Here is a 21755-nt window from a genome sequence, read left to right on the forward strand (position 1 = left end):
TCACAGCACGGAGGCAGCGCTTCCCACGGTCGGTATCTCACCGCTAAGGTTTCTCTCCATGAGAGAGCGCCGGGTCCGCATCGGCATCGACACCGGCGGGACGTTCACCGACGTCGTCGCCGTGGACGAGGAGACCGGGCGGACGACCACCACCAAGACGCCGTCCACCCCGGCCGACCCGGCCGAGGGCTTCCTCACCGGCGTCCGCAAGGTCCTGGACCTCATGGGGCTGACCGGCGAGGCGGTGACCGCCGTCAGCCACGGGACGACGGTCGCCACGAACCAGCTGCTCGAGGGCAAGCTCGACCGGCTCGGCTTCATCACCACCGAGGGCTACGAGTCGGTGCTGGAGATCGCCCGGCAGTCGGTGCCCGACGGCTACGGCAACAGCTACTTCTGGGTCAAGCCGCCGCGGATCGTCCCGGCCGACCTGGTCCGCACGGTGCGCGGCCGGCTGGACCACACCGGCGCCGAGGTGCGCCCGTTCGACGAGGACGACGCCCGCGCGGCCGCCCGCTTCTTCCGCGACGCCGGCATCACCACGATCGGCGTCTGCTTCCTGCACGCGTACGCCGACGACACCCACGAGCAGCAGATGCTCCAGGTCATCCGCGAGGAGCACCCGGGCGCCGTGGTGAGCATCAGCTCGCAGGTGCTGCGGGAGTACCGCGAGTACGAGCGCTCGGTGACCACCCTGGTCGACGCCGCGGTGAAGCCCAAGGTCGGCGCGTACGTCACCAACATCCGCACGCGGCTGGACGAGATCGCCCCCGGGGTGCCCTTCTACGTCATGAAGAGCAACGGCGGCGTGCTGTCGGCCGGCGAGGTCGTGCACCAGCCGATCACCACGATGCTCTCCGGCCCCGCCGCCGGCGCCCTGGGCGCGGCGCTGATCGCCGGCACCGCCGGGTTCGACCGCGTGCTCACCTGCGACGGCGGCGGCACCTCCACCGACGTCACCGTCGTCATCGACGGGGAGCCCGCGCTCACCACCGAGGGCTCGGTGGGCGACTACCCGTCCAAGATCCCGATGATCGACGTCGTGACCGTGGGGGCGGGCGGCGGGTCGATCGCCTGGCTCTCCCCCGAGGGCACGCTCAAGGTGGGCCCCAAGTCGGCCGGCGCCGACCCCGGCCCGATCTGCTACCCGCACGGCGGCGACCAGCCGACCGTCACGGACGCGCACGTCGTCCTCGGCCGGATCCCCCCGCACCTGCTGGGCGGCGAGATCCCGCTGTCGGTCGAGGCCGCGCGCGACGGGCTGCAGCAGCTGGGCGCGAAGCTGGACATGGACCTCGAGCGCACCGCGACCGGGATCCTGGAGATCTCCGCGTGGAACCAGGCCAACGCGCTGCGCCAGGTGACGGTCGCGAAGGGCCTCGACGTCCGCGACTTCACCCTGACCACGTTCGGTGGCTCGGGCTCGCTGCTGGCCTGCCGGCTGATGGACATCCTCAACCTGCCGCGCACGCTGGTGCCGCCGAACCCCGGCAACGTCAGCGCCTTCGGTCTGCTCACCGTCGACGTCCGCAACGACTACGTGCAGACGGTCATCAGCCGGCACGCCGACCTCGACCTGCACCGCGTGCGCACGGTGTACGCCGACCTGGAGGCGCAGGCCCGGGTCGCCCTGGACGGCGAGGGCTTCGGCCGCGAGCAGCAGCGCATGCAGCGGACGGCGGACCTGCGCTACGTCGGCCAGGCGTTCGAGGTGCGCGTCCCGGTGGGCGACGGCGAGCTCGACCGCGCGGCCGCCGAGGAGGTCGCCCAGGCCTTCCACGCCGCCCACCGGCAGCTGTACGGCTACGACTTCGCCGACGACCCGCGCCAGGCCGTGGAGTGGGTGAACCTGCGGGTCAGCGGGATCGGCCCGATCCGGCGGCCCGACCTGGTCGAGCTGGAGCCCGGCGAGGGTGGGGCGGACCGGGCCGTCACGGGCTCCCGCCCCGTCTTCTTCGACGAGTGGGTCGAGACGCCCACCTACGACCGCGCCCGCCTGGCCCCCGGCGACGTGGTGCCCGGGCCGGCGATCGTCGAGGAGTTCGGCTCCACCGTCCCCGTGCACCCCGGCTTCGCCGCGACCGTCGACACCCACGGGAACCTGCTGCTCACGAAGGAGACCGGCCGATGAGCCTCACCGACGACGCCGTGACCGCCGACCCGGTCCTCGTCGAGATCGTGGCCGGCACGCTGGCCGCGATCGAGAAGGAGGTCGAGACCTCGATCGGCCGCACCTCGCGCTCGCCGATGATCCGCGACGCGCACGACTTCCGCGCCGGCATCCACGACCGGCAGCTGCGCAAGCTCACCGGCCGCTCCTACTCGGCGCTGGTCCAGCCGGTGGTGCGGGACTACCCGATCGGCTCGATGAACCCGGGCGACGTCTACTTCCACAACGACGTCTACCTCTCCGAGGGCGGGATCGGCCACCTGCCGGACCTCTGCGTCACCGTCCCGGTGTTCGCGCACGTGGACGGCGGGGAGAGGGTCGTCGCCTTCGTGCAGGCCTTCGGCCACCACGACGACATCGGCGGCGCGGTGCCCGGCTCGATGCCGAGCGCGGCGACCAGCGTGTACGAGGAGGGGCTGATGGTCCCCCCGATCAAGCTGTGGGACCGCGGCGTGCCCAACGAGAGCGCGCTGAAGATCATGACCCGCAACTCGCGGATGCCCGACTCGCTCGCCGCCGACCTCGACGCCGAGTGCTCGGCCTGCCTCGCCGGCGCCCGCCGGCTGAGCGAGCTCTTCGAGCGGTACGGGGTCCAGGCCGTGGAGGCGGCGTTCGACGCGATCCTCGACAGCTCCACCGAGGTCTACCGGCGGGAGATCCTGTCGCAGATCCCCGACGGCACCTACGTGTGGGAGGACTACGCCGAGCACGACGGCGTCGAGGAGCCGCAGCTGCACCGGCAGCGGATCACGCTGACCATGGACTCCACGAAGGACGTCCCGCTGGTCATCGACTTCACCGGCACCGGGCCGCAGGCGAAGGGGCCGATCAACCACTGCGGGGACTACGCCGACGGCAACTTCCTCAAGAAGTGGCTGGCGCCGATCCTGCGGAACCTGGCCGAGACGCCGGAGCGGATGGCGCAGCTCGACGTCAACGAGGGCGTCGTCCCGCTGATCGAGATGCGCTTCCCCGAGAAGGGGACGCTGCTGACGCCCATCTTCCCGGCGCCCACCAACGCCCGGACCTTCGTCATCCTGCGGCTGCTCGGCGTCCTCGCCGGCGTGCTGGCGAAGGCCACCGGCGGCCGCATGCCCGCCGACCAGGAGACGATCCGGTACACCGGCGTCTACGGCACGGACTTCGACGGCGAGCCCTACCTCATGCGCGAGGTGCTCGGCGGCGGCTCGGGCGGGCGGTACTACGCCGACGGCGAGGACACCATCCACGTCGTCCCGGACTCGCGGAACCTGCCGACGGAGTTCACCGAGGGCCGCTTCCCGCTGCGGGTCGAGCGGCTGGGCCTGGCGGTCGACTCCGGCGGCCCCGGGCGCTACCGCGGCGGCTGCGGCTACGAGAAGCACATCCGGGTGCTGCGCGACGCCCACTTCATGTCGATCGCCGACCGCTCGATCCTCGCCTGCTGGGGCGTCAAGGGCGGCAAGGCCGGCCGGCCGTTCCAGATCACCGTCGACCCGGGCGGCCCCGACGAGCACGAGGTCGACGCGCTGGCCGACGCCGAGCCGCTGAAGGCCGGCACCGTCGTCCGCATCCGGACCACCGGCGGCGGCGGCTGGGGCGACCCGCTGGACCGGCCGGTCGAGGAGGTGCTGCGCGACATCTCCTGGCGGAAGGTGTCGGTCGCCGGCGCGCGGGAGGACTACGGCGTCGTCGTCCTCGACTCGGGCGAGGCCGACCTGGCCGCCACCGAGGAGCTGCGGGCCTCGCTGCGGGCGGCCCGTACCGGCGAGGAGCCGTTCTTCGACCGCGGGCCCGGCTACGCCACCCTCTCCGGCGGCGCGGCCTTCAACGAGTTCGACGTCCTGCAGGGGTAGCCGGGACGGTCGCTCTCTGCCCCGTCGGGCGGGGCGGAGAGCGACGCGCCCGGCTCACGTCACCGGGTCGGTGGTCCCGGCCTCCGGCTTGGCCTGGTCACCGGACTGGCCCTCGTCGCCCCCGGTGGACGTGTCCTGCTCGACACCGTCCGGGGTGATCGGCGTCTCCTCGACCACGTTCTCACGGGCCTCGTCGCGGTCGGTGCCTGGTACCTCGGTCATGCGGACCTCCTCGTCGGGTGGTCCGGCCCCTACCCCGGCCCGGCACCGGCGACGCGGGTTCCGCCAGGAGCGGACGCCGCATGACGAATGGACGACGGTCCGCCGCGACGCGCGTGAGCCGGAGCCGCTCCGGAAAGGCCTGGGGGGACGCACGCAGGGGAAGCCACCCCCGGAACACCGGCCAGGAGGACCGACCGTGTCACTGCCACTCCGCCCGCTCACCACCGTCGCCGCCGCCGCCTCGCTGGCCCTCTCCCCCCTCGCGCTCGCCGCCTGCGGGGACGACGCCACCGAGCAGGAGCAGACCAGCACCTCCATCGGGGAGGGGTCCGCGGAGGACCAGGGCTTCGACTACACCGAGGGCGACCGCGAGCCTGCCTACGAGGGTGCCTACGACACCCGGTTCCGCGACGTCATCGACGAGTTCCTCGGCGAGGACGTCGTGGTCTCCGCGTCGGTGGAGGCCGTCAGCAGCCCCGTGGCGTTCACCATCGCCGGCTTCGACGACGTGGGACTGCCGCCGCTCCTCGTGCTCGCCCCGCAGGGCGCCGAGGGCGTGGAGGAGGGCATGGAGCTGGAGGTCTCGGGGACCGTCCAGGGCACCTTCTCCCCCTCGACGGCCGAGGAGGACCTCGGTGTCGACCTGGACGACGACGCGCTCGCCGAGTTCGAGGGCGAGCCGTACCTGGTCGCCGAGGCCGTCGGCCAGGTCGTCGGGGCCGGCTGACCGCGTGCCGGGCCGGTCAGCCGCTCCGGCGCCACCAGCGGCGCCGGACCGCCGGCGCCGCCTGCTCGACGGCCGCCGGCTCCGGCCCCGGGGCGGGTCGGGCGAGCCGCCAGCCCTCCACCAGCGCCTCGACGTCGGCCAGGCCGGGCACCGGCGACCACCGGCTGGGCTGCGGGGTGCGCCAGAAGGCCTCGACGCGGGCGTTGTAGTCCTCGGCCAGCGCCCGCACGGCCTCCTCGGTGGCCAGCCGGGCGGCGCGCTCGGGGAGCACGTCCCGCTCCCGGCGCAGCGCCAGGCCCGGGGGCAGCATCTCCGCGGTCTCGATGCCCTCGCGACGGGCCTTGGCGACGGCCCAGTCGTACGCGGTCGTCTCGCGCTCCAGGCCGGCGATCGGCTTGCCCGCGCCGTCCAGGCCGTCGAAGTCACCGCGCTCCCGCGCGCGGGCGATCTGGGTGTCCACCCAGGTCTCGAAGGAGACCCCGGGCGGCTTGCGCTCGGTCATCGCCGTCCATGGTCCACGCATCTGCCAGGCTCGCCACCATGCGGACGACGAGCAGCCGGGAGGTGTACCGCAACCCGTGGATCCGGGTGCGGGAGGACACCGTGGAACGCGCCGACGGATCCCGTGGCATCTACGGCGTGGTGGAGAGGCCACACTTCGCCCTCGTGCTGCCCGCGGAGCGGGACGGCTTCTGGCTGGTGCAGCAGCACCGCCACCCGCTGGGCCGCCGCGCCTGGGAGTTCCCGCAGGGCACCTGGACGCACGGCGCCGAGGGCTCGGCCGAGGAGCTGGCCCGGGCGGAGCTCGCCGAGGAGACGGGGCTCCGCGCCGGCGCCCTGACCCACCTGGGGCACCTGGACCTGGCGCCGGGGCTCTGCACCCAGGAGTTCGACGTCTGGCTGGCGACGGAGCTCACGGCCGGCCCCACCGCCCGCGAGGTGACCGAGGCCGACATGGTGTCGGCGTTCGTGCCCGAGCAGGAGCTGCGGGCCATGATCCGCGACGGCCGCTTCACCGACGGGCCCTCCCTGGCCGCCTACGCCCTCCTGCTGCTCCGCTGAAGGCCCGCCGCGCCCGCGCCGCGACGCAGCGTGGTGACCGGCCCTCGAACGGGTGTGACCCGCTCCCGCCGGCGTGCGCCGCGCCCCGCCCACCAGCAGGCTGTCCGGGTGCCCCTGTCCGTGCCCGGCCTGCCCGCGCTGCCGCCCGAGCTCGCCGGGCCGGTCGCCGTGGAGCTGGCCAAGCCCGTCCGGGACATCCCCGCGCCGCCCGCGCTGAGCGGTGGGTGCCGGTACGAACCCAAGTGGGACGGCTACCGGCTGGTCGTCGTGCGCGACCGCGGCTCCACGCGGCTGTGGTCCAAGCAGGGGCGTGATCTCACCGACCGGTTCCCCGACGTCGCCGCCGCCGCGCTCGCCCAGGTGCCCGCCGGGACCGTCGTCGACGGGGAGGTCGTCGTGTGGCACGACGACCGGCTGGACTTCGGGCTCTTGCAGCGGCGCATGGTGGCCTCCCCCGGGCGCATCGCGGCGCAGGTCGCCGCCGCGCCCGCCTCCTACGTCGCCTTCGACCTGCTCGCCGCCGGCGGGGAGGACCTCCGCGGCCGGACCTTCACCCGCCGCCGGGCCGCCCTGGAGGAGTTGGCCGGCCGCTGGGCCCCTCCGATGCAGCTCTCGCCGGTGACCGCCGACCCCGCCGAGGCGCGGCGGTGGTTCGACGACTACCGCCCGGCCGGCGTCGAGGGCCTGGTCGTGAAGGGGGCAGCGAGCCGGTACGCCCCCGGCCGCCGCGAGTGGCTCAAGGTCAAGAGCTGGGAGACGACGGAGGTGCTGGCCGGCGGCGTCATCGGCCCGGTCGAGCGGCCGAGCCAGCTGGTGGCCGGCCGCTACCGCGACGGCGAGCTCGTCGTCGTGGGCCGCAGCAGCCCGCTCTCCCCCGCGCAGTCGGCCGAGCTGGCCGCCGTCCTGCGCCCCGCCGGCCCGGACCACCCCTGGCCCGAGCGCATCGGCACCGGCCGCTTCGGCGGCGGCCGCCTCGCCGTGCCCCTCACCCGCGTCGAGCCGACCGCCGTGGTCGAGGTGAGCGCCGACGCGGCCCTGCAGGCCGGGGTGTTCCGCCACCCGCTGCGCTTCGTCCGGGTGCGCCCCGACCTCCGTCCCGAGGACCTGCCCGGCGTCTGACCTGCACCGGGCCCCCCTCGTGGGGGTGGGGTCGTCAAGGACCGCGGTCCCCGTGCCGATGGGTTCGCGTGACCGGCCCCGACACCCCGACCGCCCGCGCCGCCTGGGTCCACGCGGCGCTGGTCGTGCTGGTGATCGCGCTGGTCGTCACCGTCGTCCCGGACGGGCCGTGGCGCCCGGCCGCCGAGATCGTCCTGTACGCCCTGGGACTGGCCGGGGTGCTGACCGCCCTGCGGCGGCACCGGACCCCCCTCGTCGTCGCCTGGTCGGGCCTGGCGGCCGGGCTCGCCCTCTTCGCGCTGAGCTGCATCGCCGACGTCGCCGCGCTGGCCGGCGTGGCCCCCCGCATCAGCACGCCGCTGGAGTCCGTCCTCGACGTGGCCGCCTACGTGGCGGTCGGCCTGGGGGCCGTGGGCGTGGTCCGCGGCGGCCGACGGCGCCGCGACTGGGCGTCCTGGACCGACACCCTCACCCTCCTGCTGGCGGCCGGCCTCATCCTGCTCGCCGTGCAGGGGGACCGGCACGCGCACCCGGACGACCTGGTCGAGGTCAACGTCGGGACGCCGCTGCTCACCGCCGTCCTGCTCATCGTCTGCGTGCCGCTGGCGCTCACCCGCGGCCGGACGGTCACCACGACGGCGCTGTTCACCGCAGCCGCGTTCGCCGTGGCCGCGTACGGCGGCGCCATCCTCACCGGCTCCACGCCGCGGGCCTCCGCCCTGCTCGACCCGGTCTCCCTCCTCCCCCTCGCCGCGCTCTGCCTGGCCGGGCGGCACCCCTCGGTCGCCGCCCTCGGCCCCGGCGCCGCCCCCGGCCGGGACACCACCTTCGGCCGGGTGGTCGCCGTGGGCGCCGTCCTCCTCGTCAACCCCGCCGTGCTGGTCCTGTGGACGGTGGACCACGGTGTCGTCGGTCACCTCCTGGGCGGGGGCAGCACGCTGCTCACCGGGCTGGCCCTGTGGCGGCTGTTCGCCCTGAGCCGGGAGCGGGAGCGCACCCGGGCGGCGCTGGCCGAGAGCGAGGAGCGCCTCCAGCTCCTGCTCGAGAACGCCGCCGACGTCATCGCCATCGTGGACGCCGCGGGCGCGGTCGCGTACATGAGCCCGGCGGTCCAGTCGCTGCTCGGTCGCCCCCCGGCGGACTACGTCGGGCGCGACGCCATCTCACTGGCTGATCCCCGCGACCAGCCGCGCCTCCAGGCCGCCGTCTCCGCGGCCAGCCGCACGGCAGGCGGCGGCTCCGGCGTCGTGGACACCGACATCCGCGTGCAGCACAGCTCGGGTGGCACCCGCTGGGTGGAGATGCGCATCAGCGGCCGGGTGGACGCCGTCGGCATCGAGGGCTGGGTGGTCAACTTCCGCGAGGTCACCGACCGCAAGCTCTTCGAGGAGGAGCTGCGCCGGCAGGCCACCACCGACCCGCTCACCGGGCTGCTCAACCGGACCGCCTTCAACGAGCGGCTGGCCGCCGCCACCGCCGACGCCGACCCCGGCGCCTGCCCGGGGGTGCTGTTCGTCGACGTCGACGACTTCAAGGCCGTGAACGACACCCTGGGCCACGCCGCCGGGGACGAGCTGCTCCTGGCCGTCGCCGCCCGCCTCTCCGCCGACGTGCGGGGCGAGGACGTGGTCGCGCGACTGGGCGGCGACGAGTTCGCCCTCCTGCTGGCCGACGCCGACGGGAGCCGCCTGCGCGACGTCGCCGACCGCCTGCTGACCGCCTTGCGCGAGCCGGTGCGGGTGGGGTCCCGCACGATCACCGTGACCGCGAGCATCGGCGGCGCGCTCGGGGGCGCCGGCTGCACGGCCGAGGAGCTGCTGCACCGCGCCGACACCGCGATGTACGCCGCCAAGCGCACCGGCAAGGACTCCCGCGCCCTGCTGGGCGCGGTGGAGGAGGCGCTGCCCTGACCCGCGCGGCGGTCAGGGCTGCTGCGGCACCCGGCCCAGGTTGACCAGCAGGCGGCGCAGCAGGTCCGCCAGCTGCTCCCGGTCGCCCGACGGCAGCGCCTCCAGCAGCCGCCGCTCGGTCTCCAGGTGGTCGGGCAGCGCCGCGTCGAGGGCGGCCCGCCCCACGTCGGTCAGCGTGACGACGACGGCCCGCCCGTCGGCCTCGCTGCGCTCGCGGGTGATCAGTCCCCGCTCCTCCAGCCGGTCCAGCCGCTGGGTGATCGCGCCGGAGGTGACCAGCGCCGTGCGCATGAGCGCGGTCGGCGTGAGCTGGTAGGGCGCCCCGGCCCGCCGCAGGGCCGCCAGGACGTCGAAGGACGGCGCGTCGAGGCCGTGCCGGGCGAAGGTGGCCCGCTGGGCGAGGTGGACCTCGCGCTGGAGCTGGGTGATGCGCCCGACGATCCCCATCGGCGAGCAGTCGAGGTCCGGACGCTCCCGGGCCCACTGCTCGAGGATCAGGTCGACGGCGTCCTCCACGTCGCTCACCGTAACCGCCCGGACCGCTCCGCCGGACCGGCGCGCATCACCGCAGCCGGGAGCTCAGCCGGACGGTGAAACCCTCCGGACCCGGCAGGAGGTCGACGTGGTCCCACAGCTTGCGGGTGAGCCACAGCCCCATGCCGCCCTGGGCGAGGTCGACGCCGTGCGCCGGGCGGAAACCCGGGAAGGGGACGTCGGTGCCGCCTCCCTGGTCGGTGATGGCGCACACCAGCCGCTCGCCGTCGGCCCACACGCGGGCCGAGACCGGGCGGGCGCCGTGCCGGAAGGCGTTGCTGGCGATCTCGCTGGCGGCGAAGTGCAGGTCGGCGGCCTGGTCCGGATCGGGCACGTGCGCGTGGATCACCGCCCGCAGCAACCGGCGGAGCTCGACGAGGGACGGGGCGTCGTCCACGGCCAGTGCGGGGGCGACGTCCTCCACCGGCTCGCGCGGGACCGGCAGCCGCCGGGCGTAGTCGGCAGGCTCCTCGAAGGCCTCGCTCGGGATGAGCCCACCGCCGGTGAGCAGCCAGGGGTGCGTGGCGGCCGCGCCGGCCAGCACCTCCGGGGCCAGCTCCCGGCGGTCGAACAGGCACAGCCCCGACACCGGCCGGGCGGCGAGCAGCAGGTTCACGGCGGCCTCGTAGCGCAGGCCCTCCCGCCAGTTGCGCGGCGCGGGCCCGAACCGGACCTGCCCCGCGAAGCGCAGCCGCCCCGAGCCGGTGCCCTGCGCCCGCCGCACGAGATCGTGGCTGGCGGCGACGGCGTCGGGCACGGTCGCCTCGAGCAGGCACAGCCGGGCGTCCTGCTCGACGGCCCCGGCCCGCTCGCCGAGCGCCTCGCTGATCAGCGCCGTCGTCGCCGGGGGGCAGGAGAGCACGACCAGGTCGTCGGCGCGCAGCCCCTCCTCGAGGTAGGGCAGGGTCGCGGCCAGCAGCTCGTCGTCGGAACCGACCAGCGCGGCGACGTGCGAGACGCCGCCGGGAGGGACCGTCGGCCCCGGCCGGGCAGCCGGCTGGGCCGACGCGGCGGCCGCAGCCACGCCCTCGCCGATCACCCGCGCCATCCGGTCTCCCGCAGCCTCGGACCGGAGCGACCCGGCCGACTGGTTGAGCATTCTGCGACATCGTCGGCCACGTCCTGCAGGAGGGCGCGGCGAACGCCGCGTGTTCACCCCTCGGGGTCGCTCGCCGCACCCCCGGCACACCGGGTGGCGGTGGGGGTCGCACCCCACCGCCCGCCCGGCGGTGTCAGTTCTGGAACGCCCCCGCCACGCTCCGCAGCTCGCCCGACATGCGGACCAGGTCGTCCGCCGCCGCCTGCATGGCGGCGACCCCCGTGGAGGTCTCCTGGGCGCCACGGGCGACCTCGGCGACGGTGCCGGCGATGGACCGGCCGCTCTCGGCGGCGTCCCCGATGGACCGGCTCATCTCGTTGGTGGTGGCGGTCTGCTCCTCGACGGCCGAGGCGATCGTCGTCTGGTAGTCGTTGATCTCCGCGATGATCGCGGTGACACCGCCGATCGCCCGGACGGCGCTGCCCGTGTCGGTCTGGATCGCCTCGACCCGCTTGGCGATGTCCTCGGTCGCCTTCGCCGTCTCCTGCGCCAGCTCCTTCACCTCGTTGGCCACCACCGCGAAGCCCTTGCCGGCCTCCCCGGCACGCGCGGCCTCGATCGTGGCGTTCAGCGCCAGCAGGTTCGTCTGCTCGGCGATGCTCGTGATCACCTTCACCACGTTGCCGATCTCCACCGAGGACTCCCCCAGTTTCGCCACGGTCGCCGTCGTCGTCTCCGCGGCCGAGACGGCGCTGCCGGCGATGCGGGCGGCCTCGGCGGCGTTGTGCGCGATCTCCCGGATGGACGCACCCATCTCCTCCGCGCCCGCGGCGACCGCCTCGATCCCGCTGCTGACCTCCCGGGTGGCGCGGGTGACGTCCTCGGCCTGCACCTGCGAGCGGTCGGCCGTGCCGGCGATGGACTCGCTGGTCGACGACAGGGTGCGGGCGGCCTCCTCGAGCACCTGCGAGGCCTGGCCGACCTCGCTGACGACGCCGGCGACCCGCCCCAGCGTGGTGTTGACCGCCCCGGCCAGCTGGTCCAGCTCGGTCCGGCCGGCGCCCTCGTCGAGGCGGCGCTGCAGGTCTCCGGTGCTCAGCACCTCGGTCATCTCCCGCAGCGGCCGGTCGATGCTCCGGGACACCACCAGCGACAGGGCCACGATGAGCGCGCTGACCGGCACCGCCCAGAGCGCCATGGCGACCAGCTCCGCGCGGAACGCGCCGTCGAGGTCGGCGACGTAGATGCCGGAGCCGATGACCCAGCCCCAGGGCTCGTAGCCGGTGACGAAGGAGATCTTGGGCTGCGGCTCCTCCTCGCCGGGCTTGGGCCACAGGTAGTCGACGAAGCCGCTGCCCTCGGCCTCGACGACCTTCACGAACTCCACGAACAGCTTCTTGCCGTCGGGGTCCTCGTTGGCCGACAGGTCCTGACCGTCGAGCTCGGGCTTGATCGGGTGCATGACCATGCGGGGGGTCATGTCGTTGATCCAGAAGTACTCCTCGCCGGAGTACCGCAGCCCGCGGATCCCGGCGGCGGCCGCCGCCTGGGCCTCCGCACGGGTCAGCTCGCCGGCCGCCTCCTGCTCGCCGTAGTGGGCGACGACGCCCAGCGCGGCCTCCACCGCCACCCGGGCCTGGTTGCGCTGCTCCTCCTCGATGGTCGCGCGCACGTGCAGCGCGCCGATCACGGCGATCGTCGCCATCCCGATCACCGCAACGAGCACCAGCGTCATCAGACGGGTGCTCACCTTCACGCGGCGCAGTCGCCCGGTCATCGAAACTCCTTCGGTCGGATCCCTCCCTCCCGTGGTCGGGCTGCGGGGGGAAGGATCAACCCGAAGGGGCGTACCGATGCCGAGCCGTGACGCCAGCCACCACTCGCGCCCCGCCCGCCTCAGCTCAGCGGCGCACGGAGACCGTCACCGTGAACTTCGGGTCCCGCCCGGTGACCCGCGTCGGCCCGACCACCCGGTTGAGCGCCGGGCGGTAGCGCAGCGCCGAGTTGTAGACCGTCCAGAGCTCGCCGCCGGGCCGCAGCATCCGGGCCGCCGCCACGAACAGCCGGTCGGCGGCGGTCGTGACCACCGCCGCGCCCACGTGGAACGGCGGGTTGCAGACCACGAGGTCCACCGAGCGGTCGGGCACGGTCGCGCCGGCGTCGTCGCGGCGCACCTCGATGCGGTCGGCGACCCCGTTGGCGACCGCCGTCGCCGCGGCCGAGGCGACGGCGGCGGAGGACTGGTCCACGGCCAGGACCCGGAGCTCCGGCCGGCTCCTCGCCAGCAGCGCGGCCAGCACGCCGGTGCCGCAGCCGAGGTCGACGGCGGTCCGCGCGTCGGGGGCCATCTCCGGGAGCGCCCGCAGCAGCGCGCGGGTGCCGACGTCGACCTTCGTCCCCGCGAACGCGGCGCCGTGCGCGCAGACGGTCAGGCCGAGGTCGGGGTGCTCCTGGCGCCGGGGGAAGGACGTCGGCCGCGGCCGCGGCCCGCGGGCCACCAGCACCCGGGACTTCTGCCGGGCCAGGCTCGCCTGCACCTCGTCGAACGAGTCCCGGAGGACGTCGTTCATCGCGTGCGTCATGTGCTTGACCCGTCCGCCCACCAGGACGGTGACGTCCGGGGCGGCGGACCCGGCGACCACCTCGGCGATCTCCCGGAGCGCGTCGAGCCCCTTGGGGGCCTTGACCAGCACCACCCGGGCGCCCGCCGCCAGCCCGGGACCCAGCGGCAGCGAGCGGTGGCGGCCCGGGAGGCCGACGCGCTCGGCGTTGGCGGCCAGCGCCCGCTCCCCCACCAGCAGGTCCTGGCTCACCCGCACGCCGGTCAACCCGTGCCGGGCGGCGAGCCCCAGGGCGAGCGCTCCGTAGGAGTCGTCGACGACGGCGACCTCGTCGGGACCGCAGCCGGGGACGAGGTCGGCCGCGAGGTCGAGCAGCAGCCGGTCGGTCGCGTCGACGGCGACCAGGTCGGGGGCCTCGATGTCCGGGGTGCGCCGGAGCGCGCCGAGGACCTCGTCGGGGCTGAGCGCCACGCCGGCCCTCAGCGGCGGGGCGTGGCGGCGACCAGGTCGGCCACGACGCGCGCGAGCTCGGGGCCGACGTCCTCCTGCAGGAAGTGACCGCCGCCGGCCAGCGTGGTGTGCGCCATCCCACGGGCGCCGGGCACCAGCTTCTGGAACACCCGCTCGCCCCCGCCGGTGATCGGGTCGCCGTCGGAGAACGCCGTGAGGAACGGCTTCTCCCAGCTCATCAGCACCTCCCAGGCCGCGCGGTTGGCCGTGGCCGCCGGGTCGTCGGGCGACGTCGGCACCAGCGCGGGGAACTGCCGGGCGCCGGCGGTGTACCGGTCGTCGGGGAAGGGGGCGTCGTAGGCCGCGACCACCTCGGGGGCGAGCCCGCCGACGGTGCCGTTGCCGACGATGCGGCCGATGTGGAACTCGGGGCTCTCCTGCGAGAACCGCTGCCAGGCCAGGAACGCCTCGCTCATCTTCTGGTCGCCGGTGGGCAGGCCGGTGTTGGCGACGACGACCCGGGCGAACCGGTCGGGGTTCTCGGCGACCAGCCGCAGCCCGATCAGCCCGCCCCAGTCCTGGCAGACGAGGGTGAGGTCGCGCAGGTCGAGCTCGTCGAGCAGCGCCTGCCGCATCCACCCGACGTGCCGGGCGTAGCTGTAGTCGTCGCGGGAGACCGGCTTGTCGGAGCGGCCGAACCCGACCAGGTCGGGCGCCACGACGCGCAGGCCGGCGTCGACGAGCACCGGGATCATCCGGCGGTAGAGGAACGACCAGGACGGCTCGCCGTGCAGCAGGAGCACCGTCTCGCCGTCGGCCGGGCCCTCGTCGACGTAGGCCACCCGCAGCCGCCCGCCCTCGCCGTCGTCGACCTCGACGTAGCGGGGCTCGTACGGGAAGTCGGGCAGGTCGGCGAAGCGCTCGTCGGGCGTGCGGAGGGTCTCCATACCCCCAGTCTTTACCGGCGGTGGGGGACGTGCTGGAACGGCCCCCTGCAGGGGTCCGCCACGAGCCTGCGAGCGGTGGGGGGCAGGGGGTCCTCTGTCAGACGCCGGGCAGGCCCACCGGGCAGGAGACGCCGGTCGAGTGCACCGGGCAGTAGCCGTTCGGCACCTTGTAGAGGTACTGCTGGTGGTAGTCCTCGGCGTAGAAGAACTCGCCCAGGGGCGCGATCTCGGTGGTGATCTCCCCGTACCCGGCCGCCTTCAGCCGCTCCTGGTAGGCGTCGCGGGTGGCCAGGGCCGCCTTCTCCTGCTCTGGTGAGGCGTAGTAGATCGCCGAGCGGTACTGGGTGCCGACGTCGTTGCCCTGCCGCATGCCCTGGGTCGGGTCGTGGTCCTCCCAGAACGCCTTGAGCAGCTGCTCGTAGGAGGTCACCGCCGGGTCGAAGACCACCAGGACGACCTCGGTGTGCCCGGTCCGCGCCGAGCAGACCTCGTCGTAGGTCGGGTTGGGCGTGTGCCCGCCGGCGTAGCCCGCAGCGGTCGAGTAGACGCCGGGCAGCTGCCAGAACACCTTCTCCACGCCCCAGAAGCACCCCGCGCCGAAGACGGCGGTCTGCATGCCCTCGGGGAAGGGCGGCTGGATGCGGTTGCCGTTGACGGCGTGCGTCTCGGGGACGTGGGGCAGCGGCTGCGCGCGGCCGGGCAGCGCGTCCTCGGCCGACACCGGCTGGGTCTTGGACCGGGAGAAGAGCATGACCCCACTCTAGGTCGGTCGTGCAACACCGATCCCGCCCCGAGCAGGGCGTCCGCCCGCGCGCGCGGGGCTTGCCGGGCGCCCGGGTGCGGCGCTACGGTCATTCCATAAGTTGACGCTTATGGAAAGAGGGACGCCATGACCACCATCGACCCCGTCTCGACGGCCGGCCTGGTCACCCGCGAGGTGCGCACCGGCTCCCGGGGCGGCGCCCCGACGCGGATCGCCGTCGCCCGGCGCACCTACCGGGCCGCCCGCGCCGACGTCTGGGGCGCGCTGACCGACGCCGAGCGGCTCCCCCGCTGGTTCCTGCCGGTGAGCGGGGAGCTGCGCCCGGGGGGCCGCTACCAGCTCGAGGGCAACGCCGGCGGGGTGGTCGAGAGCTGCCAGGAGCCCGAGTCCTTCGCCGTCACCTGGGAGTTCGGCGGGACGGTCTCCTGGCTGCGGGTGCACCTCGCGCCGTCCGACGGCGGCACCACCCTCGAGCTGGTGCACGAGACGCCGGTGGACCCGGAGTTCTGGGCGCAGTTCGGGCCGGGGGCGGTGGGCGTGGGCTGGGACCTGGCGCTCATGGGTCTGGGCCTGCACCTGGAGAGCGGCGGCCCGGTCGACCCCGAGCTCGCGGCGACGTTCACCCTGACGTCCGAGGGGGCGGAGTTCACCCGCCGGGCGGCCGCCGGGTGGGCCGAGGCCGCGGCCGCCGACGGCGACGACCCCGCCGCCGCGCGCGAGGCGGCCGACCGTACGGTGGCGTTCTACACGACCCCGCCGTCCGAGGATGCCGCCGGGAGCTGAGTGAACGGGACCTTCGAGGCGCTGGGGGACCGCACCCGCCGGCAGATCCTGGAGCTGCTCTCCACCGGGGAGAAGCCGGCGGGGGCGATCGTCTCGGGCCTGCAGCGGACCGCGCCGATCTCCCAGCCCGCCGTCTCACAGCACCTGCGCGTGCTGCGGGAGGCCGGGCTGGTCACGGTGCGCGCCGAGGGCACCCGCCGGCTGTACGCCCTCGACCCGGCCGGGGTCGTGGCGGCCCAGGCCTGGCTGGCGGCGCTGACCGATCCGCTGGCCGCCTTCGCGCAGCCCCTCGACGCGCTGGCGACCGAGGTGGCCCGGGGGCAGCGGGCCCGGCGGACGGCGCCGGGGCACCCGGGGGCCGCGGAGAGCGACGAACCCGGTGGCCACCGGGCGGGCTGATCACCACGACCTCGTCGCAGTCGGCGCACGCATCCACCGCCCGGCAGGATGGGCCGCATGCCGATCACGACCCGCGAATGGCAGCTGGCGGCCCGCCCGCACGGCGAGCCCACCCCCGACGACTTCCGGCTCGTGGAGCTCGAGCACCCCGACCCGGCCGAGGGGCAGGTCGTCGTCCGCATGCTGGTGATGTCCGTCGACCCCTACATGCGCGGCCGGATGAACGCCGGGAAGTCCTACGCGGCCCGCTGGGAGATCGGCGAGACGATGAGGGGCGGCGCGGTCGGCCGGGTCGTGGCCTCCCGCTCCCCCGCCGTCCCCGAGGGCGCGCTCGTGCTCGCCGACGCCGCCTGGCGCGACGTCGCCGTCCTCGACGCCGCGCACGTCCGGGTGCTGCCCGAGCTGCCCGGCATCCCGCCGAGCTACCACCTCGGCGTGCTGGGGATGCCCGGGCTGACCGCCTGGGCCGGGCTGTTCCGGCTCGCGGAGTTCCGGGAGGGCGACACCGTCTTCGTCTCGGGCGCCGCGGGCGCGGTCGGGAGCCTGGTGGGCCAGTTCGCGAAGCTGTTCGGCGCCGCGGCGGTCATCGGCAGCGCGGGGACGCCGGAGAAGGTGCGCTGGCTGACCGAGGAAGTGGGGTTCACCCGCGCCTTCGACTACCACGACGGCCCGGTGGCCGAGCTGCTCGCCGGTGCCGCGCCCGACGGCATCGACGTGTTCTTCGACAACGTCGGGGGCGAGCACCTCGAGGCCGCCATCGGCGCGTTCAACGAGTTCGGCCGCGGCGCGCTGTGCGGCGCGATCTCCGGCTACAACGCCACCGAGCCGGCGCCGGGGCCGCGCAACATGTTCATGATGGTCACCAAGAAGCTCAGCCTGCGCGGGTTCATCGTCGGCGACCACGCCGACCTGCGGGACGAGTTCACGACGAAGGTCACCGGCATGGTCACCTCCGGGGACCTCGTCGTCCGCGAGACGGTGCGCGAGGGCCTGGAGAACGCCGTCGACACCTTCCTCGACCTCCTGCGCGGCGGGAACACCGGCAAGATGGTGGTGAAGCTCGCCGACTGACGCCGGTTCCCGCCGGGCGCGACGGGGCAGAGCAGGGAGCATGTGGCTCTTCCTCACCCGCCGGCTGCGCATGTGGCTGATCCTGACCGTGCTCGTGCCGCTGGCCACCGGCCTGCTGCGCCGGCTGGGCCGTGCCCTCGAGCGGCGCCGCGGGCCGTCGACCGTGAGCAACGCCCTGCTGAAGGCCGGTGACCTGGGCGACCGGGCCCGGGCGACCCTGGGCGGCGGCCGCCGATCACGCCGGGCGTGACCGAGCCGGCCCTGGAGACCCGGCCTGCGACCGGCCGGCCCGCCGCGGTGGCGCTGTTCTGCCACGGCGGGACGGTGGCCAGCGTGGAGCCGCCCCGCGAGCGGGCGCTGTCGCTGGTGCGCATGCGCGCGATGGAGCAGTTCGTCTCCGCCGCCGGCACCGAGCGGGGGCTCACCACCTGCCTGCTGCGCTACCGGGTGGCCGGCTGGAACGGGGCCGCCGCCGACGCCTACGCCGACGTCCGGTGGGCGCTGGACCGCATCCGCGCCGAGCACGGCGACCTGCCCGTCGTCCTGGTCGGGCACTCGATGGGCGGCCGGGCGGCGCTCCGCGCGGGCGGGCACGACGGCGTCGCGGCGGTCTGCGCCCTCGCGCCCTGGACGCCGCCCGGTGAGCCGGTCGGCCACCTGCGCGACCGCACCGTCGCGATCCTGCACGGCCGGGGCGACCGATGGGTCCCCGCCCAGCTCTCGGCGCAGTTCGCGGTCCGGGCCCACCACGCGGGCGCCCGGGTCGCGCGGTTCACCATCGCCGGGGGGCACAGCATGCTGCGTTCGGCGCACCGCTGGCACGGGTTCACCCGCGACGTCGTCCTCGCCGGCACGGGGCTGGCGCCGCTGCCGCCCGGTCTCGCCGGAGCGCTGGACCGCCCGGCGCCCGAGGGGCTGGCCGTCCCGCTCTGAGGTCGGCAGTCCGCTGCGGTCGTCGGCACGACCGGACCTCGCAACGGCGCCACCCGCGGCGCTCCGGCCGGCGCTGCTGGGCCACCAGGTGCGGGAGATGACCGGCGGGTTCGAGTACCGGGCCCGCCCACCGGCAGCGCGGACCGCTGCAGCGGTTCCGCCGTGATCATGCCGCGCATCGCGCCCGGGGGCTCACCCCTCCGCGGATCCCGGGGCCGTCATCGGCTTGTGGCTCTTGCCGGCGATCGAGTCGGGCATGAGCGCCGAGAGGCGGCCCATCAGCTTGCTGCTCACCGAGCCGGCGAACACCGAGGTCTCGCCCTTCATCAGGCCCTCGAACCCCTGGCGGGCCACGAGCGCGGGGTCGTCCTTGCTGTCGCTGGCGCCGAGCTTGGTGTCGGTGAGGTCGGCGCGGTCGAAGAACTCGGTGTCCGTGGGGCCGGGGAGCAGGGCGGTGACGGTGACGCCGGTGTCGGTGAGCTCCTCGCGGAGGCCGAGCGCGAGGAACTGCACGAACGCCTTCGTCGCGGAGTACACGGCCTGGAAGGGCTCCGGCGCCTGCGAGGCCACCGAGGAGGTGAACAGGATCCGCCCCTCCCCGCGGGCCACCATGTCCTGCGCGACCCGCTTGGCCAGGTGCATCGTCGAGATGCAGTTCAGCTCCACCATCCCGATCTCGGCGTCGAGGTCGGTCTCGACGAACCGCCCGCCGACGCCGACGCCCGCGTTGAGCGCCGCCGCGCCCAGGGGCCGGCCGGAGCCGCGCACGGCCGCGACGACCTTCTCGACCTCGCCGCGGACGGTCAGGTCGGCCCGGATGGGCGAGACCGCGGCGCCGCGCTGGCGCAGCTGCAGGGCCGCCGCGTCCAGCTCGGAGTCCTCGGCGACGACCACGAGGTCGAAGCCGTGCTCGGCGAACTGCTTGGCCAGCTCCAGCCCGATGCCGCTGGACGCACCGGTGACGAGGGCGAGGGGTCGGGGCGTTGCGTCGGACACGGGACCTCCACGGGGCCGGGGACTGCGGGCGGCCCCTTCCGTGCCCAGATCCGCCCCGGTGCACTCCTCTCGCGTGTCGGCAGCGGTCCGGCGGGGGTAGCCCCCGCCCGTGCAGGTGCACGTGCGGCCGGCCCCGGACCTGCGGTGGCTGCTGGCCCGGCGGTACCGCTCCGCCGGCGAGCGCCCGCTCCCGTTCGACCCCGACGCGACGGTGGGCCACCTGGTGCAGGCGGCCGGGATCCCGCTGACCGAGGTCGGGGTGATCCGGGTGGACGGCGCGGCGGCGACGGCCTCCGGACGCGTCGGCCCCGGCGCGGTCGTCGAGGTCGACCCGGTACCGCGGCCGGTCGCCGTCCCGCCGGGCGGGTTCCTGCTCGACGTCGGGCTGGGCGCCCTCGCCCGGCGGCTGCGGCTGCTCGGGCTCGACGCCGCGTGGTCGAACGACGCCGAGGACCCCGGGCTGGTCGCGCGGGCGGCGGCCGAGGACCGGGTGCTGCTCACCCAGGACCGGGGCCTGCTCATGCGGCGGGCGCTGCCCCACGGCGCGCTCGTGCGCGGCGCCGCGCCCGACGCCCAGCTCGCCGACGTCCTCGACCGGTTCGCCCCGGCACCGGCCCCGCTCACCCGGTGCACGGCCTGCAACGGCGTGCTCCAGCACGTGCCCAAGGAGGAGGTGGCCGGGCAGCTGCAGCCGGGGACCCGCCGCAGCCAGGACGAGTTCTCCCGGTGCGCCGCCTGCGGGCGGGTGTACTGGCGTGGCGCCCACGCCGCCCGCATCGACGCCCTCGTCGAGCGGGCCCGGCGGACGTGCCGGGACAGGCAAGCCTGACCTTGGCCCCGGGGGGCCACGGGTCGGCCCCGGCGTGACACGCGGGCCGGGCAGGAAGCAGGCGACCACCCCGCCCCGGATCAGCCTGCGAGGCCGCCGTGTACCTGTCGAAGACCGAGGCCGCCGTCCTGCCGACGACGCTCCGCGCCCCCGCGCACCGCACCCCCCGCACCGATCCGGCCCGCCGCCGGCTGTGGACGATGCTCGGCCCGGCCTTCGTCGCCGCCGTCGCCTACGTCGACCCCGGCAACTTCGCGACCAACTTCTCCAGCGGCGCCGCGTTCGGGTACGCGCTGCTGTGGGTCATCGTCGCGGCCAACCTCATGGCGATGCTCATCCAGTCGCTGACGGCGAAGCTCGGGCTGGCCACCGGCCGCGACCTGGCCACCCTCTGCCGTGAGCGCTTCCCCCGGCCGGTCACCTGGGGGCTGTGGCTGCAGGCGGAGGCGGTGGCCATCGCGACCGACCTGGCCGAGATCGTCGGTGGTGCGGTGGCGCTGTACCTGCTCTTCGGGGTGCCGCTGCCGATCGGCGGGGTGATCACCGCGGCGGTCGCCTTCCTGCTGCTGGCCGCGCAGTCCCGCGGGTACCGGCCGTTCGAGCGGGTCATCACCGGGCTGCTGCTCGTGGTGGGGCTGGGCTTCGGCTACACGCTGCTCGGGTCCGGGGTGGACCCCGGCGGGCTGGCCGACGGCATGGTCCCCTCCTTCGAGGGCGCCGAGAGCGTGGTGCTCGCCACCGGTATCCTGGGCGCCACCGTGATGCCGCACGTGATCTACGTGCACTCGGCCCTCACCCCCGGCCGCTACGGCGACGCCGTGACCGCCGGCCGCACGCGGGAGGGCCGGGGCCGGCTGCTGCGCGCCCAGCGGCTCGACGTGCTGCTCGCCATGGGGGTGGCCGGGCTGGTCAACGCCGCGATGCTGGTCATCGCCGCCCAGCTGTTCACCAGCGACAGCGGCGTCGACAGCCTCGAGGGCGTGCACGCCGGGCTCGGCGACCAGCTCGGCACCGGCGCCGCGCTCGCCTTCGCCCTCGCGCTGCTGGCCTCCGGCTTCGCCTCCTCCTCGGTGGGCACGCACGCCGGGCAGGTCGTCATGGCCGGGTTCCTCAAGCGGCACATCCCCGTGCTCACCCGCCGGCTGATCACCCTCGCCCCGGCGCTCGCCGTGCTGGTGCTGGGCGGGGACCCGACGACGGCGCTGGTCTGGTCTCAGGTCGTGCTCTCGTTCGGCATCCCGTTCGCCCTGGTGCCGCTGCTGTGGCTGACCAGCCGGCGCGACCTCATGGGCGGCTGGGTGAACCGCCGCACCACCACGGTGGCCGGCAGCGTCGTCGCCGTCCTGATCATCGGGCTCAACGCCCACCTGATCGGCGGCCTGCTCTTCGGCTAGGCCCTCCGCGA

Annotated in this window: 22 protein-coding genes; 13 read left to right on the forward strand and 9 right to left on the reverse strand. The window is 75.2% G+C overall.

The genetic code is table 11. The features are described 5' to 3' along the window. Window positions 1–58 precede the first annotated feature (58 nt). The gene (locus ACI79P_RS16380; RefSeq protein WP_456582115.1) at window positions 59–2131 is read left to right on the forward strand and encodes a hydantoinase/oxoprolinase family protein; all 2073 of its coding nucleotides are present in this window, start codon (window positions 59–61) and stop codon (window positions 2129–2131) included. Then, entirely contained in the window at window positions 2128–4005 is a 1878-nt protein-coding gene (locus ACI79P_RS16385) for a hydantoinase B/oxoprolinase family protein (protein ID WP_456582116.1), read from the forward strand. The genes ACI79P_RS16380 and ACI79P_RS16385 overlap by 4 nt, the downstream gene beginning before the upstream one ends. Before the next feature lie 54 nt (window positions 4006–4059). Here ACI79P_RS16385 and ACI79P_RS16390 read toward each other — a convergent pair whose 3' ends face one another. Continuing rightward, complete coding sequence (locus tag ACI79P_RS16390; protein WP_456582117.1) at window positions 4060–4227, reverse strand: hypothetical protein; 168 nt, start codon at window positions 4225–4227, stop codon at window positions 4060–4062. 196 nt (window positions 4228–4423) lie between these two features. Here ACI79P_RS16390 and ACI79P_RS16395 point away from each other — a divergent pair, with 196 nt between their 5' ends. Next, window positions 4424–4954 (forward strand): hypothetical protein, encoded by a 531-nt coding sequence (locus ACI79P_RS16395; protein ID WP_456582118.1) that lies wholly within the window; start codon window positions 4424–4426, stop codon window positions 4952–4954. 16 nt (window positions 4955–4970) lie between these two features. Here ACI79P_RS16395 and ACI79P_RS16400 read toward each other — a convergent pair whose 3' ends face one another. Beyond that, on the reverse strand, window positions 4971–5456 hold the full coding sequence (locus tag ACI79P_RS16400) for a DnaJ family domain-containing protein (RefSeq protein WP_456582119.1): 486 nt from the start codon (window positions 5454–5456) through the stop codon (window positions 4971–4973). A gap of 38 nt (window positions 5457–5494) precedes the next feature. On the opposite strand from ACI79P_RS16400, the gene ACI79P_RS16405 reads away from it, so the two are divergent. From ACI79P_RS16405 to ACI79P_RS16415, 3 genes are all read left to right on the forward strand, one after another. Next, window positions 5495–6016, forward strand: coding sequence for an NUDIX domain-containing protein (locus tag ACI79P_RS16405; RefSeq protein WP_456582120.1), 522 nt, complete (start codon window positions 5495–5497; stop codon window positions 6014–6016). Between the two features lie 108 nt (window positions 6017–6124). Beyond that, a complete protein-coding gene (locus ACI79P_RS16410) occupies window positions 6125–7135 on the forward strand; it encodes an ATP-dependent DNA ligase (RefSeq protein ID WP_456582121.1) in 1011 nt (336 codons plus the stop codon). 68 nt (window positions 7136–7203) lie between these two features. Further along, window positions 7204–9045: a diguanylate cyclase domain-containing protein gene (locus ACI79P_RS16415; protein WP_456582122.1), complete on the forward strand. Its 1842-nt coding sequence runs from the start codon at window positions 7204–7206 to the stop codon at window positions 9043–9045. A gap of 12 nt (window positions 9046–9057) precedes the next feature. Here ACI79P_RS16415 and ACI79P_RS16420 read toward each other — a convergent pair whose 3' ends face one another. The 6 genes from ACI79P_RS16420 to msrA form a co-directional block, all read right to left on the reverse strand. Next, a complete protein-coding gene (locus ACI79P_RS16420) occupies window positions 9058–9561 on the reverse strand; it encodes a MarR family winged helix-turn-helix transcriptional regulator (RefSeq protein ID WP_456582123.1) in 504 nt (167 codons plus the stop codon). Between the two features lie 46 nt (window positions 9562–9607). Then, a complete protein-coding gene (locus ACI79P_RS16425) occupies window positions 9608–10627 on the reverse strand; it encodes an anti-sigma factor RsbA family regulatory protein (protein ID WP_456582124.1) in 1020 nt (339 codons plus the stop codon). 184 nt (window positions 10628–10811) lie between these two features. Next, on the reverse strand, window positions 10812–12395 hold the full coding sequence (locus tag ACI79P_RS16430; protein ID WP_456582125.1) for a methyl-accepting chemotaxis protein: 1584 nt from the start codon (window positions 12393–12395) through the stop codon (window positions 10812–10814). A gap of 124 nt (window positions 12396–12519) precedes the next feature. Then, window positions 12520–13650, reverse strand: coding sequence for a class I SAM-dependent methyltransferase (locus tag ACI79P_RS16435; RefSeq protein ID WP_456582126.1), 1131 nt, complete (start codon window positions 13648–13650; stop codon window positions 12520–12522). Window positions 13651–13658: 8 nt separating this feature from the next. Continuing rightward, window positions 13659–14576: a haloalkane dehalogenase gene (locus ACI79P_RS16440; protein WP_456582127.1), complete on the reverse strand. Its 918-nt coding sequence runs from the start codon at window positions 14574–14576 to the stop codon at window positions 13659–13661. A gap of 97 nt (window positions 14577–14673) precedes the next feature. Continuing rightward, the gene (gene msrA / locus ACI79P_RS16445) at window positions 14674–15327 is read right to left on the reverse strand and encodes a peptide-methionine (S)-S-oxide reductase MsrA (RefSeq protein ID WP_456582128.1); all 654 of its coding nucleotides are present in this window, start codon (window positions 15325–15327) and stop codon (window positions 14674–14676) included. A 138-nt stretch (window positions 15328–15465) separates the two neighbouring features. Between msrA and ACI79P_RS16450 the strand changes: the two genes are divergently transcribed. The 5 genes from ACI79P_RS16450 to ACI79P_RS16470 are packed head-to-tail and all read left to right on the forward strand — an operon-like array spanning window position 15466 to window position 18525. Further along, window positions 15466–16122, forward strand: a complete 657-nt coding sequence (locus tag ACI79P_RS16450) for an SRPBCC family protein (RefSeq protein ID WP_456582129.1) — start codon at window positions 15466–15468, stop codon at window positions 16120–16122. After that, window positions 16123–16521 (forward strand): ArsR/SmtB family transcription factor, encoded by a 399-nt coding sequence (locus ACI79P_RS16455; protein ID WP_456582130.1) that lies wholly within the window; start codon window positions 16123–16125, stop codon window positions 16519–16521. It begins immediately after the preceding gene. Between the two features lie 57 nt (window positions 16522–16578). Next, a complete protein-coding gene (locus ACI79P_RS16460; RefSeq protein WP_456582131.1) occupies window positions 16579–17592 on the forward strand; it encodes an NADP-dependent oxidoreductase in 1014 nt (337 codons plus the stop codon). A gap of 40 nt (window positions 17593–17632) precedes the next feature. Then, window positions 17633–17842, forward strand: a complete 210-nt coding sequence (locus tag ACI79P_RS16465; RefSeq protein WP_456582132.1) for a hypothetical protein — start codon at window positions 17633–17635, stop codon at window positions 17840–17842. Beyond that, entirely contained in the window at window positions 17839–18525 is a 687-nt protein-coding gene (locus ACI79P_RS16470) for an alpha/beta hydrolase (protein WP_456582133.1), read from the forward strand. Before ACI79P_RS16465 ends, ACI79P_RS16470 begins: the two co-directional genes overlap by 4 nt. A 192-nt stretch (window positions 18526–18717) precedes the next feature. On the opposite strand, the gene ACI79P_RS16475 is transcribed toward ACI79P_RS16470, so the two are convergent. Beyond that, window positions 18718–19521 (reverse strand): SDR family NAD(P)-dependent oxidoreductase, encoded by an 804-nt coding sequence (locus ACI79P_RS16475; RefSeq protein WP_456582134.1) that lies wholly within the window; start codon window positions 19519–19521, stop codon window positions 18718–18720. Window positions 19522–19630: 109 nt separating this feature from the next. Between ACI79P_RS16475 and ACI79P_RS16480 the strand changes: the two genes are divergently transcribed. After that, a complete protein-coding gene (locus ACI79P_RS16480; protein ID WP_456582135.1) occupies window positions 19631–20350 on the forward strand; it encodes a Mut7-C RNAse domain-containing protein in 720 nt (239 codons plus the stop codon). A gap of 98 nt (window positions 20351–20448) precedes the next feature. After that, window positions 20449–21744, forward strand: coding sequence for an Nramp family divalent metal transporter (locus tag ACI79P_RS16485; protein WP_456582136.1), 1296 nt, complete (start codon window positions 20449–20451; stop codon window positions 21742–21744). The last annotated feature ends 11 nt before the right edge of the window (window positions 21745–21755 follow it).

Source organism: Blastococcus sp. SYSU DS0510 (genome assembly GCF_054050835.1).